The sequence below is a fragment of the uncultured Legionella sp. genome (assembly GCF_937871865.1).
In the GTDB taxonomy this organism is placed as follows: Bacteria; Pseudomonadota; Gammaproteobacteria; order Legionellales; family Legionellaceae; genus Legionella.
In genome coordinates this window covers 13,838-28,697 of record NZ_CALMPD010000189.1, presented here as the reverse complement: position 1 = coordinate 28,697, position 14,860 = coordinate 13,838, and the positions used below count along the sequence as shown (strand labels likewise).

Sequence of the window (14,860 nt, the reverse complement as noted above, 5' to 3'; positions counted from 1 at the left end):
TCTGATAGAGCGCATCATGTGTACTGTTCACTACAGAATAGTGCATCCATTATTTTCTGGCGGGACAAAATCATCCTCATCATCCAAGTTGATTTCCTTTGTCTGCATGTCCTTATAGATCAATAGAGACGATTGTAATAATCCATTCCCTGCACCCCAGTATTGATGTAAGCTGGATGACGCCGCCAGATTGTTCAGCATGATAAGACTGGCTTGGTGATAGTCATTTATAGGAGTTATCGCGGCAAAGTCACCTGGATTTGCCTCGGTCGGATAAGGTGCATAAGGTAAGGTGGATAGGTAGTCGACTAACTCAGAAAACGGTTCTTTACTGAGGACTCCTAAAATACTTGCTGTACGAAAATGTAACGGTGCCGTCTTATGTTCCAATATTTCGCTAAGCAGTTGGACTAAAAAATTCTGTTGTGTTGGATCGAACACTTCTAGAATGCTTCGTACTTTATCTCGCGAGCGTTCCAATTCGGTTACAGCAACTTGCCATTCAGAGAGCTTCTGATAAAAGCTTGGTGGGATATATTGGTGAATCGAATCTTCGTTGGGTTCGGTGAGATAGCTTGCCATTAAAGATTTAAGTTGCTCAATTGATTCAATCTTTTTTAATTCAGCAATGAGATTCGTTGATATTTGAACACATGAGGTGTTGCGTGCATTCGACTCTCTGAATTTTTTGAGCCAGATAATGTATCCCTCGGTTACCAGATTTTTCATATACCATACCTCATAAGCATTTAAGTTTGAAAAGCAACTTATTATTCGTAACGTCCCAATAAGTCTGAAAACTCTTGTTTCCTATGTTGGAATATGAACAATTCCTCAAGTTATTGAGATGTTACTACTATTCTTCCTTTGCTGGACGGCTCATTAAATTGATTACTGCTTGTCTGGCAGTGATTTTGTTTTCTAACAAAGCATTTATTTGTTCACAAATTGGCATTTCTATTTTATGTTTTTTTGCAATTGCACAAATTTGTGCTGCATTATGTTTTCCTTCCACTACTTGCCCAACTTGTTGTTCTGCTTCTGTTATCGAGATATTATCTCCTAATAATAGACCAAATCGTCTGTTTCGGGATTGGTTATCAGTACAGGTTAATACCAAATCTCCTACGCCCGCTAACCCCAGGAAGGTATCTTGACGAGCTCCAAGGCTTAAGCCTAAGCGACTCATTTCAGCGAGTCCCCGGGTAATTAATGCTGCTTTGGCATTCGAGCCATAGCCCAGGCCATCACTTATTCCACAGGCGATTGCTAAAATATTCTTCACCGCGCCGCAAAGCTGTACACCAATGAGATCCTCACTTAAATAGACACGAACATTATCATGATGGAATAAACGGTGAGTGCTTTTTTGGTAATCTGGATTATTGCTGGCCAAAGTTAATGCCGTAGGCAAGAACTTGGCAACTTCTTTGGCAAAAGAAGGGCCAGATACTACTGCAACAGGAAAATCAGCGCCAAAGCGCTTCGCGACCAGTTCACTGAGTAAATGATGACTGACTGGATCAACTCCCTTGGTAAGCCAGGTTAATCCTTTGGGCTTGGGTTTTATTTTTGCTAACAGTTCTGCAAAAGCATGCGATGGGACAGCAATAATGACATGATCCGCATCGTTAATGCATTGTTGCAAATCTGCTGTTGGAATGAGTGTTTGAGGAAAATTCACATCGGGAAGATAGGCAGAATTAGAGCGTTTTGTTGCCATTAATGAAACATGCTGTGGGTTATGCCCCCACAGCAAAACGCGATGCCCTGTTTTTGCCAGGTGAATTGCAACAGCGGTGCCCCAAGAGCCGGCACCTAACATGGCAATAGTTTGCGTTTTCATTGATTAATGAGTTGTTTCGTCAGCAACTACTTCACCTTTTTTCTGTTTTTCTTCAAGTTGTTGCATGTACAATGCATCAAAATTAATCGGGGCCAGAACCAGTTGCGGGAAGCTGCCACGAATAACTTGTGATGTAATTGCTTCACGAGCATAAGGGAATAAAATGCTAGGGCAAAAACTATTCAGCAGATGATCCAGTTGATTTGTCGCTGCACCTTGAATAGTGAATATACCGGCTTGTTTTACTTCAACAAGGAATGCCGTTGTTTTTTGATTAGCGACAGTTGCCGTAACCGATAAGACTACTTCAAACACGCCTTCTTCCAGTTTAGTACTGGTAGTATTCAAGTCTAAAGTAAGCTCAGGTTCCCATTGTTGTTGAAACACTGCTGGTGTATTTGGTGTTTCGTAGGATAAATCTTTCACATAGATTCGTTGAATCATGAATTGAGCTTCTTCATTTGATTGTACTGTATTAGGTTGGTCAGTCATGAAATTCTTATCCTTTTAAAAGTTCGTTCAATTTCCCCTGATGTTCCAGGGCATGTAAATCATCACAGCCTCCTATAGCTTGGCCGTTAATGAATATTTGCGGTACGGTATGTCTACCGCTTTTAATTATCATTTCTTCACGTCGTTCGGGGTGCATATCAATCCGAATGTCGGTGAATGGAATATTTTTCCGATTTAATAACTCTTTGGCTTTTATACAATAGGGGCAATAGCCCGTACTGTACATGATTACTTCACTCATGGATTTAACCTTTATTTTTTAACTAAAGGAAGATCGGCATTTTGCCAGGAAGCGATACCACCGCCAAGTACCATGGGTTGGTAACCCAGGGCCGTAATTTTGGCAGCCACTGCTGGAGATTGCAAGCCGCGAGCACAAACCAGAATAATTTTTTTATTTTTATACTTGTTCATTTTCGCTTGTTCAAAATCGTCTGCAGTACAATTAATGGAATCGATAATATGGCCATTTTTAAATACCTCTTTATCGCGCAGATCGAATACCACTGCATTTTCATTATTGATCAGATCAACAGCTGTTTGCGGATTAAGTTCTTTGGCTTTCTTTTTCTGCGTAATTAATTCATTTATAGATATTAATACTAGTATAGTGATAAAAGCTAACCAAAGCTCCCAGTGATTTGTGATAAATTGTCCTAAGTGTTCCATATGGTACTCAACATATTTTTGTAATTGACGAATTATCCTCAGATTAGTTGCTTAACGCAAGTAATGTAGGATTTTCTAGCAATAATCCGTTGTTTATTTTTGACATTCAGATATTTTTCTACGGGGTTGCAGGTTTATCACGCGGGATATACCTCAATACACTGCCATAAAGTTAAGAACAGTACGTCATCTTGAGCCTAGCGATCTCCTGAATCCAGGGAGAGCTTTCGTCGCTAGCTCCTCAGGATAATGGTCGAGCCAATCACTTTTCGGTTTTATTTCTTTTGAGCAAGACATATATTGCACCATGGCCACCATCTTTTGCCAATGCACTATGAAAAGCCAGGACTTCGCTAAATTGAGGTAGCCATCTATTGATTAAATTCTTAATTACTGGGGGGGCGCCAAGGTGTCCTCCTTTTCCATGGATAATAAGCAAGCAGCGCTTGTTATTCTTGGTTTGATTCTGGATAAAACGACAGAGCGACTCACGAGCATCCTCGGTTTTCAACCCATGTAAATCCAATCTTGCTTCCCAGGGGATTAAGCCATGTCTTAGTTCACGAAATCGTTTACTAGGAACACTAGGATTACAATAAGTCAACTGGGTATGAGAAAGAACAGTCTCGCTAATGTAATCAGATAAATAACGCTCACTTTTTGTTTGAGATTGTTCCTGATTCCTTTTTCTTGCGGAGTATTGTTGCTGAGTGCGTTCAGGTGCTTTGGTTCGTTTGGTCGCGTCATTTAATGGCTTTACTGATCGCATGTGTTCACGAAACAGTGCCTTGTCCTCATCGGACATGAAATCATCAGCCATTTTTTACAAGAATTTAATAATTATAATCAAAGTATAACTTAGGTTATGACATATTTTCTAACATAGAGTACAATTTGTTCTTTTTATCTCGAAAAATGAACATTAAGGACTGAAGTACCCATGAGCAGTTACATCATTAAAGAAACTGAAGAATTGGTTAGTATTCTTGATTTTTTACGATTTAGTTTGTCCTGTGCCATTGATGCGCAGCTCTATTATGGGCATGGCACTGATAACGCCTGGGATGATATGCGCTCATTAATTTTGAGGAGCTTGTCTTTACCCTATGATGTCGATCCTTCATTGCTTAACGCACGATTGACCAGTAGCGAAAAGAAACATTTGTATCAACAATTAGATAAACGAATAAATCAGCGCGTTCCCGTGCCGTACCTCATCAAAGAGGCCTATTTCTTTGATTTACCTTTTTATGTTGATGAGCGAGTGCTTATCCCTCGTTCACCGATAGCTGAACTAATTGATGAGCAATTCTCTCCATGGATAGACGCAGAGCAAGTACATCATATTCTAGACTTATGTACCGGCAGCGGTTGTATTGCAATTGCTTGTTGCTATGCATTTCCTGATGCTCAGGTTGATGCTGTAGATATTTCCAGTGAAGCTCTTGCCGTAGCCGCTATTAATTGTGAGCAATTAGAGGTGGAAGACCAGCTTTGTTTAATTGAGTCGGATTGTTTTTCCAATGTTCCAAAAATTAAATACGATCTGATTGTTAGTAATCCTCCGTATGTGGGGAAGGAAGAAATGCAAACCTTACCCGATGAATACCGTCATGAACCGGTTCTGGCATTGGAGACCAGTAATAATGGTTTGGCCATTGTTGAAAAAATCCTCAAGAGTGCCCATGATTATTTAAGCGAACATGGTATTTTAGTGGTCGAAGTGGGGAACAGTGAAGAAGCGTTATGTGACGCCTATCCGGAAGTTCCATTCACCTGGCTTGAAATGAGTAATGGAGGACACGGGGTGTTTCTATTAACGAAACAACAGTTAGAAGACTATTTTAAATAAGAGAGAACTGCATGTCCGGGAATACCTTTGGAACATTATTTACGGTGACAACCTTTGGTGAAAGCCATGGGCCAGCTATTGGTTGCATTGTAGATGGTTGTCCGCCAGGTATGCCTTTGCAGGAAGAAGATATTCAACCTTTTCTTGATAAGCGTAAGCCCGGCCAGTCGAAATATACAACGCAACGCAGAGAAGATGATAAAGTACAGATCCTTTCTGGTGTATTCGCAGGAAAAACTACTGGCGTTCCTATTGCTTTATTAATCCAAAATACGGATCAGCGTTCCAGTGATTATGAAGAAATTAAAAATTTGTTTCGTCCTGGGCATGCTGATTACACCTATCACCATAAATACGGTCATCGCGATTATCGTGGGGGCGGACGTTCTTCGGCTCGTGAAACGGCTGCACGAGTAGCAGCAGGTGCTATTGCCCGATTGTATTTGCAAAAGACCCTGAATCTGGAAATAGTTGGATATTTGCAACAAATGGGCGATCTGGTTTTATCTTATGAAAATGAAGCTGAAATAGCTAATAACCCATTTTTTTGTCCTAATGACAAACAGATTCAAGAGCTGTCTGATTATATCGACAAACTAAGACGCCAAGGGGATTCTGTAGGAGCACGGGTAAAGGTTGTTGCCAGAGGAGTCCCTGTTGGTTTGGGAGATCCTGTGTTCGATAAGCTGGATGCTACTCTTGCTTATGCTATGATGTCAATCAATGCGGTGAAAGGTGTCGAAATCGGGGCAGGTTTTGCTGCTGTTGAACAACTCGGTAGTGTACATCGTGATCAAATGTCGCACCATGGCTTTTTAAGCAATAACGCCGGTGGAATTTTGGGCGGCATTTCTACTGGTCAGTTTATTGAAGTCAGCATGGCTTTAAAACCTACTTCAAGCATCATTACTCCTGGTAAAACAGTGAATGTTGAAGGGGATGAGGTGAGTGTGGTAACCAAAGGTCGACATGACCCTTGTGTTGGTATCAGAGCAGTACCTATCGCTGAAGCGATGATGGCTCTGGTATTAATGGATCATTATTTAAGGCATAAAGCCCAGTGTCAATAAACAGTTTATAATCATTGTACTATCAAATAACGAGGCAATAATGAGCAGAAAATTAAATATAGCCATAGTAGGCGCAACAGGCGCTGTGGGAGAAACGTTCCTGACTGTATTGGCGGAAAAAAAATTTCCGATAAAGACTCTGTATCCTCTGGCCAGTGCTCGTTCTGCAGGTAAAACAGTACATTTTAAAAATGAAGAAATAGAAGTTCTTGATTTAGCTGAATTTGATTTTAGCAAGGCTGATATTGCTCTGTTTTCTGCTGGTGGTTCTGTATCCAAAGAATTCGCTCCCAAAGCAGTTGCTGCAGGCTGCATTGTTGTTGATAACACCTCCTGTTTTCGTTATGAAGAGGATATCCCATTAGTGGTTCCTGAAGTGAATGCGCATCGTATCGCGGAATATACTAAAAGAGGAATTATCGCTAATCCCAATTGTTCAACCATTCAGATGGTTGTTGCTTTAAAACCCTTATATGATGTGGCGGGAATCGCTCGAATTAACGTTGCTACTTATCAATCGGTTTCAGGCACAGGTAAAAAAGCAATTTCTGAATTGATTGCCCAAATGGGTGATCTTTTAAATGGGCGTCCGGCAAAATGTGATGTATATCCAGAGCAAATTGCATTTAATGCCTTACCTCATATTGATCAGTTCGAAGACAATGGTTATACCCGTGAAGAAATGAAAATGGTTTGGGAAACCCAAAAAATAATGGAAGACAAGAACATTATGGTAAATCCTACGGCCGTCAGAGTGCCTGTCATCTATGGCCATTCTGAAGCAATCCATGTTGAATTAAAAAATCCAATGACCGCTGCCGAAGCACGTATAATTTTATCTAAAGCTCCAGGGGTTAAAGTAGTTGATAATACAGCTAAAGCCAGTTATCCAACCGTTTTAAAAAATGCAGTGGGTCATGATGAAGTATATGTTGGTAGAATCAGACAGGATATATCTCATCCTTGCGGATTAAATTTATGGGTTGTGGCTGATAATATTCGTAAAGGTGCTGCAACTAATGCGGTGCAAATTGCCGAAATTTTGCAAAGAGACTATTTGTAGGGAGCTGAGGCTGTTGTTCTTTTCGTTGTTATTCAAACAAGAGATAACTGATTAAAACTTCAGCCTTTTATTATGCGTGCCAACATGGGCTTTATCTGGATTTGAGAACTAAATCCTAGTTCAGTGTACATTAATTAATAACTTATATTCTTTAATAGAAAAAGTGCACTCTTTTTATAACCTAAGTTATACTTTAAGCATAACTATTTAATGTTTGAAAAAAATGGATGATGAATATTATTTATCTGATGACATAGACAACACAGTTTTTTCAGATACTATTTTATCCTACACCAAACCCAGCGTCTCTGGTAAACGATTTCATGAATTAAAAAATGGATCAATTAAATGGGATGCCGTTTTGGATGTGCAAGGATTAAAAACTGAGGCTGCGCGCGGAGCATTGTCCCAGTTTCTTCATACGCAAATTAAAAATAATAAACATTGTGTTCTCATCATTCATGGTACAGCTGCTCCTAAAAATGTACCACCATTATTAAAAAATTTGATCAATCGTTGGTTGCCTCAGATTAAAGAGGTTCAAGCATTTCATAGTGCTAAAAATCATGATGGGGGCACTGGTGCAGTTTATGTCTTACTAAAAAAAGGGCTCCAAACCGATGCTCCGCGACTGCCTACCGCTGGAGGCGGTTCCTTTTTGGTTGCTGAAACCAAGGCTATGGAGCGTAAGAGGAGGCTTGCTGAGCAACAAGGTGAACGACAAATTGCCCCTGTAAAAGCTCGTGAGCATTCTGAAGTAGAGAATCAAGCCAGTCCTGAGGGAGAATTACAAAATAATATTTTACAACATCCCGCTTTGGACAGTCAGCGGTTCGATGGCGTTGACCCTAATTTAAATCCCGAGCCACCACTAAATACCGAAGCTCGTCGGGAATTTGATAATGAAAAAAGAGAGCAGGAAAAGGAAAAACAACTGCGTTTAGGTAATATGCCTAAATTTACCACTGCGCCCACACCACGGGGACCATAAATGACTATTGCGAACGATATTATCAGTCACAAAATGCCTGAATTCGAAGCTTATCTTCGTGAGGGCGAATCTTTGGATGATATTGATGAATATGGTTTTACCCCTCTGATTGAATGTGCGATTACTCGGCAACCCAAAATTGCAGAACAACTCCTGCTTCGTAAAGTGGATGTGAATAAGCCAGATGTAACTGGCAGAACCCCTCTACATTGGGCTGTTGATAATAATGATGTTGATATGGCTCGTTTATTACTGGCTTATGGAGCGGATTCAAATGCTTATACCCGTAATGGACTGTCTGTTTTGGTTTATCCGGTTTTAAGAAGTCAGGATGTTTTGAAACACTTGCTCTATCATCATGGCGCCAAACTGGATTTTGCTCTTGATTTTATTAATGCAAAATTGCTGGGGCATCGTTTCGAGCTTCAGGGTGATGTAGACATCGTGAATGCGAAAGGTGAGTTCATTGAATTGGATTATGAAGGATTCATTCTGGAATTTACTGTTGCTGTGGTGAAAGATTCTTTACGTCGCTTCATCAGTAGTTATTCTACCCGCCATTTAAGAAATTACTTTCCATTAATTCATACTATTATGGATGCATTTGGAGATGCTGCGGAGCTTTTGCAATTTCAACATCAGCCAAGATTAACAGACGTTCACCTGAAACGACTCAATGAATTATTAAGATCTCCGATGATGATTCTTCCTGCTGCCAGCCGTGGGCACGCTCTCTGTTTCATTCGTTTTCATCAATGGTGGGCTAAAGTTGACAGAGGTGAGAACAGTTTGAAAGAGGGAAGCGTTACTATTTATAGGTTAACCAGACCTGAAGCGTTAACTGTTAATTTTATTCAGGATTTTCTTTATAAGAAACAAAACCGACGTTATTTTCATCATGTCATTAACCAGCAATTGGGCTTGTTACCTATTGCTCAGATGCCGATTAGTTCGCAAATTAGCGGTAATTGCTCTTGGGCTAACGTACAAGCAGTTGTTCCAGTAGCTTACGCTATGCAGGAGTTCACTACTGCGGAAGCATTTAATCCTGAATTGGCATTGCTCTTATACAATGAGTGGGTTGAGTGGGATAAAGACAGAGCTCTTGATGAATGCATCCAGCGTTTTTATTTAGCCAGTCCGGAACGCAAAGCCAGTATTGCCGCTATGTTAGGAGGGGTTCTTTTCCAGGCCTGCGATTATAAAAACAAGCAGCATTTGGAACGAGCGGAGAAGATACTTAATATATTGACCTTGCCTGATTATTATTATGTATTAAAAAGCTATTTGGATGAATATTGCATCAAACGATTAACGCGCAAAGGTAATAATCTGCTCAAACTTCTTGATGATTGTGGTGTTAATCCTAATATAGGCGTAAATCCTGTCGCAACTGACTAGCCAAGGTTTTGTACCTCTACACAATCATTTTTTTGATGATTCCTTGTACTCAATGATTTCTTTATATTCCATGTGAAAAACACTGGTTGTTCATAAGTAATACAAGTTATAATAGAACGAAGACGAATGCGTCGATCACGGTATAATGCTTAGTGGCAACGCTATATTTAATTGACTTGAAACATTCAAGAGGTGGTCGGGTGAAAAATTACTCCTGGATTTTATTTGATGCAGATGAAACCTTGTTTCATTTTGATGCCTATCGTGGGCTGGTTCTTATGTTTGCCAAATTAGGAATTCTATTTACTCGAGAAAACTATGAAGAGTATGAACGGGTCAATAAACCTTTATGGACTGAGTATCAGAATGGCCAGATTAATGCCCAACAATTACAATCTCGCCGCTTTGCGCCCTGGGAGGAAAAACTACAGACTCCTGCTCAGGAACTAAATCGTGCTTTTATGACAGTGATGGCCGATATATGTGCACCACTGGATGGGGCACTTAGTTTATTGAATTCTTTAAAAGGGAAGTCGAAGCTTGGGGTTATTACCAATGGTTTTATTGAATTACAACAATTGCGCCTTGAGCGGACTGGTCTAAAAGATCATTTCGATGTATTTGTTATATCAGAAGAAGTAGGACATGCTAAACCTCATCCACGAATTTTTGACCATACACTTTCCTTAATGGGGGATCCATCACGTGAGGACGTATTAATGGTTGGAGATAATCCGGACGCAGATATACTTGGAGGATTAAATGCGGGATTGGATACTTGCTGGCTCAATGTTCACAATACGGTGGCACCGGAAGGAATAACCCCTCATTACGAAGTGCGCTCGTTAGCAGAGCTTGAGTCTTTATTAGTAAGAGAAGAGTGGATGACAACCTGCGACGCGTAAACAGAGGAATTGCCTCTGTTGGTTTTGTTTCCAACAGAGGTATTGCTGTTATTTATTAATGACGACACGTAATGCCTGAAGTGTTAAAGTGGCTGAATTTATAAACAGTTCACTGTCAACGATTTGCTGTTTAAAGAATTCAATTTCTTCACTCCTAATCGTAGGATTAATACGCTGTAGCGCTTCGAGCCGTGCCACTTCCTGTCCTATACTCGCGAGCATTTTCACCTTTGCTTGCTCCATTATTTCCAGCATATTATGTTCTGCAATCTTATTGGTGTTTTGCAAAATTGCTTCGATATCGGTGCTTACTTGTTTGATGATAGGATAGCCCAGATGGCGCTTTACCGGTTCACACATTGAATTAAGCTGTTGATAGTCTAATACCTTCGATAGATTTTTACCTGTTCGATCCATTAAAATTCTAATCGGGATAAACGGTAAAAAACGATCGAGTTGCAGGTATTTGGGCGCGGCACAATTGACAGTATAAAACGTTTCCAGAAACAAGGTGCCAGGAGCAATGCTTTTTACTGAAATAGTGGCCAGCGTTGCATTCCCTATTTCAGAATTAAGAATCATCTCCATTGATTCATTAACCATAGGATGTTCCCAGCTTAAGAACTCCATATCTTCACGGATGAGCGCTTTAGTTCGGGAATAACTGACGGTCACGCCATCTTCTTTAAGTCCAGGGAAGTGGCTTGATTTCATATGCTCTGTTGGCCGTAATATTTCGGCGAATTCTGAATGATATTCATGATCGACCCCAAACTCATGAAATACCTTTGCCATATAATTTTCCAGCTCAATACTACTTTCTTCTGCCTCTATTTCTTCAATCAGTTCTTGAGCTACGTCGTGATTACAGGAGTTTAACTCCAACAAACGATCACGCCCTTCCTGTAATGCTTTGTTAATTTCCTGAGTATAGACTTGCGTATCGTTTATGAGTTGATTTAAATCATCGTTATCTATTGAGCTGCTCTTTTGGTTGAGAATTGGCAGTAGTCTGTCTTCAAATTGCTCGTAAATGGAAAAACCAACGGAACAACTCTGGGCAAACAGATTGATTCCTTCATTATACCAGCGGAATAACAGTTCCTGAGCACTGTTTTCCAGGTAAGGGACATGAATTTCTATGGTGTTCTTTTGTCCTATGCGGTCCAGTCGTCCTATCCGTTGTTCTAATAAATCAGGATTAAGCGGAAGATCGAATAAAACCAGATGATGGGCGAATTGGAAGTTTCTGCCTTCACTACCAATTTCAGAACAAACTAATGCTTGCGCTCCTTGTTCTTGTTCCGAAAAATAAGCCGCGGCACGATCACGTTCGATTATTGATAATCCCTCATGAAACGCCGTACTTCGAATGCCAGCTTTTAATTTCAGATGTTGTTCCAGATCAAGGGCGGTTTTTGCTTTAGCGCAAATAACCAGCACTTTTTCAGGATGCAGTGCATCAATTTTACTAACTAACCATTGAACTCTGGGATCACTTGCAAGCCAGGCTCCATTCTCCAATAACTGTTCCGGATAAAGATTAACGGTATTGGATATGTGATTCAATGCCGCGTAGATTGGGGGTAGGGGCAGTGGGTAGGCATGTAACTGACGCTCAGGAAAACCTTTAATTGCCGCGCGAGTATTTCTAAATAGAACGCGACCAGTACCATGTCGGTCTAATAAATTTCTAATAGTATTGCTGATACTGGGATCTATATCTTTTCCTAAAAAAGGAAGCAACTGTGCTTTTAATTCAGCATTTAATTCATCACTTTGTTCATGTTCCTGGTGAGCAATTAAATTCTGAACTAATTTATTGATCTGTTGATAATTTTCTTCTTCCTTTTTAAATTCCAGAAAATTATAAAAACGTGAGGGATCAAGAAGCCGAAGGCGGGCAAAATGACTCTCTATACCCACTTGTTCGGGAGTAGCTGTTAATAACAGTAATCCTTTACTTTGCATGGATAATTGTTCAATACATTGATATTCAGAGCTTTGAGATTCCTCTGACCAATGCAAGTGATGTGCTTCATCCACAACCAAAAGATCCCATCCTGCTTCTATTGCTTGTTGGCGTGCTGTTTCATTGTTCATAAGGAAGCTAAGACTGCATAAAACAAGTTGCTCTGATTCAAAAGCATTGCTTTCCACTGCTGGAGAGTCGCTGTACTCATCATCAATGTCGTCATCTTCTTCAGTGCTCTGCAGCAGTTCAAATCGCTTTTGATCAATAATGGAAAAATACAGGTTAAATCGTCTCCTCATCTCAACAAGCCATTGATGGATAAGAGTATCTGGCACTACTATCAGTACTCGGCTGGCTCGACCAGTATGCAGTTGATAATGCAAGATCATTCCAGCTTCAATTGTCTTTCCCAATCCTACTTCATCTGCGAGTAAAACGCGTGGGGCATGCCGTTGTGCAATTTCACTGGCAATATAGACTTGATGCGCTAAATGATTGGTTCTGGAGCCTAATAATCCCCTTACCTTTGATTGTTGTAATCTGCTGGTATGATTCAGAGTGTCAATGCGTAATTTGAAAGAGTTTAATTTATCGATTAAACCACTAAACAGTCTTTGTTGTGGTGTGCTTAATTTGATAAAACAATTAAGTGCTAACTCCGTAATTTGACGCTCTTCCCCTGCTTCATCGTGGCAGGTATATACTATGAGTCCTTGTTTATCATGCACTTCAGTGACCATTAATTTATTTTGATCATTGGTGGTAATTGTTTCGCCTACCTTATAAATAATTCGGCTCAGTGGTGCATTGTCTATGGCATAAATTCTGTCTTCTTCTGCTGCTGGGAAGATGATACTGACTTGTCTGCCATTTAGTTCAGTTATAATTCCCAAACCCAGTTGCGATTCAGTATTACTTATCCAGCGTTGGCCCACGGTAAATGTCATAAAAGGGAACATCCTATCAATAAAAAGGTTAAATATGAGATACATCTATGCAGTAAAATACTGCGATTAATAGAATCTGTTTTTAGCAGAGTGCTATTATTTAGTTAGTTTATTGTATCAATTTTTAATACAATAGACATTATTTTCTCATGTTTAACTTCCTATTCACTTTAGCGCCTAATCCTTAATAATTACAAAACAGAGAGGTCATTTGTATCGCAAGTTCATTTCAATTGCTTTGTTCTAAACGAAATATTGTTACCATAGTGTTCGGTTTGTTGACATGAATTCTTCTTGACCTGTATGATGAATTCGTCTTTCTATACTTATCTGTCGAACGAAGGAGATTACTTATGTTAACTCAGGTCAAAATTAAAGACATGCTTGCCAGAGATACTTGGAGAGCCAATCGGGATCGGAGGTATCTTTTTAAGGCCTAGAGTTCAAATCCTCCAAGCAAATCAACGATTCTTCCATTCTCAATCTGTCCCACGTTCAGCTAAAGATATCTCAACGCAAATCAGAACCTATTTTCTTGATAGCCATCGCCATTATGCAGGTTTAGAACCTTTAAAAGATATTGATTTTGTTACCATCTATCTCAATGGTTCTTTATCCCTTTGGGGTAAAAAAAACGATAATAAATTGTATGAGATTAATTCTCAGGAAACCCCAGCGCTTCAAGATGAGTATAATATAATCAAATCTGTATCTCATAGTACTGTCTGGTTACATTTGATTTTGCAATCGATTATTGGGCATTCAAAGATTAATAAGCATCATCAGATTGATTTACAAAGGCTTGAATTCAGTTTGTTGGATCTTTATGCGCTCAGTCAAAGAATGAGTCGAGAACGTACGGTTATTCAACAAATCTTAAATTACGTTTACCTAATTCCCGAAATGAAACATTTAACTGAATTTCAGGCTCTATATACTCAATATCTTGTCGCAGTGAAATCAGTTAATGAAGTTTATGCTTCAAAGGCAACACAGTTACAGCTTAATGGAATACATCACATCATGTCGCAATGGACAGATGCATATAAAATCCAATTGGGAGCCATGCGAGTTTTGATTGTCACCGCTCATGGCCCAAGAAATGATTTGATTGAAAAACAATATTTTCTGGACTTATATGAAAAGCAAGGCTTCATGGATGCGGAATGTGGGAGTGCTCATATCCTCTGTGTTGAGATGATGCCGGAGCAGAGTGCAACAATCAGTAAAGAATCATTAATTGATTTTTTAAGAAAACATCAGATTAATATGCAGATTGCTGCCAATATGCTGGGTGACCCAATGGCAATGGACAAGGATATTTTGGGGCAATATGCTCCTGGGGTATTAAAAAAATTATGTCCTTTTCATGAAACCACTTCGACAAATAAAGAGGGCCGTTTTTCCTTTTTTCCCCGCAGTCGGGACTTGGAACAACCGAATTTACTTGCTCCTCATGCGATGCAATTAAAAGAATAACGCTCTGGCCAAAATTAAAAAAAGTACTCTAAACTTTAGAGTACTTCTTTTTAAAATTTCAATAGTAATGCCCAGTATAAATATAAAAAAAAATTCGATAATACTTGTTTTATTGATACGTTTTGATTAAAAATGATGATCAAAGGAAG

The 14,860-nt window shown here is 39.6% G+C and carries 14 protein-coding genes; 7 read left to right on the top strand and 7 right to left on the bottom strand.

Annotated features, from left to right (window positions below):
• Positions 1-30: 30 nt before the first annotated feature.
• From Q0495_RS10210 to Q0495_RS10185, 6 genes are all read right to left on the bottom strand, one after another.
• On the bottom strand, positions 31-729 hold the full coding sequence (locus Q0495_RS10210) for a hypothetical protein (protein ID WP_298625724.1): 699 nt from the start codon (positions 727-729) through the stop codon (positions 31-33).
• Positions 730-856: 127 nt separating this feature from the next.
• The gene (locus Q0495_RS10205) at positions 857-1,846 is read right to left on the bottom strand and encodes an NAD(P)H-dependent glycerol-3-phosphate dehydrogenase (RefSeq protein WP_298625721.1); all 990 of its coding nucleotides are present in this window, start codon (positions 1,844-1,846) and stop codon (positions 857-859) included.
• A 3-nt stretch (positions 1,847-1,849) separates the two neighbouring features.
• Complete coding sequence (gene secB, locus Q0495_RS10200) at positions 1,850-2,338, bottom strand: protein-export chaperone SecB (RefSeq protein ID WP_298625718.1); 489 nt, start codon at positions 2,336-2,338, stop codon at positions 1,850-1,852.
• A gap of 7 nt (positions 2,339-2,345) precedes the next feature.
• Positions 2,346-2,600 (bottom strand): glutaredoxin 3, encoded by a 255-nt coding sequence (gene grxC / locus Q0495_RS10195; protein WP_298625716.1) that lies wholly within the window; start codon positions 2,598-2,600, stop codon positions 2,346-2,348.
• Between the two features lie 11 nt (positions 2,601-2,611).
• Positions 2,612-3,028 (bottom strand): rhodanese-like domain-containing protein, encoded by a 417-nt coding sequence (locus Q0495_RS10190; protein ID WP_298625715.1) that lies wholly within the window; start codon positions 3,026-3,028, stop codon positions 2,612-2,614.
• 262 nt (positions 3,029-3,290) lie between these two features.
• Positions 3,291-3,848 (bottom strand): Smr/MutS family protein, encoded by a 558-nt coding sequence (locus Q0495_RS10185; RefSeq protein ID WP_298625714.1) that lies wholly within the window; start codon positions 3,846-3,848, stop codon positions 3,291-3,293.
• Positions 3,849-3,968: 120 nt separating this feature from the next.
• On the opposite strand from Q0495_RS10185, the gene prmB reads away from it, so the two are divergent.
• The 6 genes from prmB (at position 3,969) to yjjG (ending at position 10,310) form a co-directional block, all read left to right on the top strand.
• Positions 3,969-4,880: a 50S ribosomal protein L3 N(5)-glutamine methyltransferase gene (gene prmB / locus Q0495_RS10180; RefSeq protein WP_298625711.1), complete on the top strand. Its 912-nt coding sequence runs from the start codon at positions 3,969-3,971 to the stop codon at positions 4,878-4,880.
• Between the two features lie 11 nt (positions 4,881-4,891).
• Positions 4,892-5,950 (top strand): chorismate synthase, encoded by a 1,059-nt coding sequence (gene aroC, locus Q0495_RS10175; protein ID WP_298625708.1) that lies wholly within the window; start codon positions 4,892-4,894, stop codon positions 5,948-5,950.
• Between the two features lie 40 nt (positions 5,951-5,990).
• Positions 5,991-7,013: an aspartate-semialdehyde dehydrogenase gene (locus Q0495_RS10170; RefSeq protein WP_298625704.1), complete on the top strand. Its 1,023-nt coding sequence runs from the start codon at positions 5,991-5,993 to the stop codon at positions 7,011-7,013.
• A 223-nt stretch (positions 7,014-7,236) separates the two neighbouring features.
• Complete coding sequence (locus Q0495_RS10165) at positions 7,237-8,004, top strand: Smr/MutS family protein (protein ID WP_298625701.1); 768 nt, start codon at positions 7,237-7,239, stop codon at positions 8,002-8,004.
• Entirely contained in the window at positions 8,005-9,405 is a 1,401-nt protein-coding gene (gene ankH, locus Q0495_RS10160) for a Dot/Icm T4SS effector AnkH/LegA3 (RefSeq protein ID WP_298625698.1), read from the top strand.
• Between the two features lie 200 nt (positions 9,406-9,605).
• Positions 9,606-10,310 (top strand): pyrimidine 5'-nucleotidase, encoded by a 705-nt coding sequence (gene yjjG, locus Q0495_RS10155; RefSeq protein ID WP_298625695.1) that lies wholly within the window; start codon positions 9,606-9,608, stop codon positions 10,308-10,310.
• A gap of 48 nt (positions 10,311-10,358) precedes the next feature.
• On the opposite strand, the gene rapA is transcribed toward yjjG, so the two are convergent.
• The gene (gene rapA, locus Q0495_RS10150) at positions 10,359-13,232 is read right to left on the bottom strand and encodes an RNA polymerase-associated protein RapA (protein ID WP_298625692.1); all 2,874 of its coding nucleotides are present in this window, start codon (positions 13,230-13,232) and stop codon (positions 10,359-10,361) included.
• A 384-nt stretch (positions 13,233-13,616) separates the two neighbouring features.
• Here rapA and Q0495_RS10145 point away from each other — a divergent pair, with 384 nt between their 5' ends.
• Positions 13,617-14,711, top strand: a complete 1,095-nt coding sequence (locus tag Q0495_RS10145) for a hypothetical protein (protein WP_298625689.1) — start codon at positions 13,617-13,619, stop codon at positions 14,709-14,711.
• Positions 14,712-14,860 lie beyond the last annotated feature (149 nt).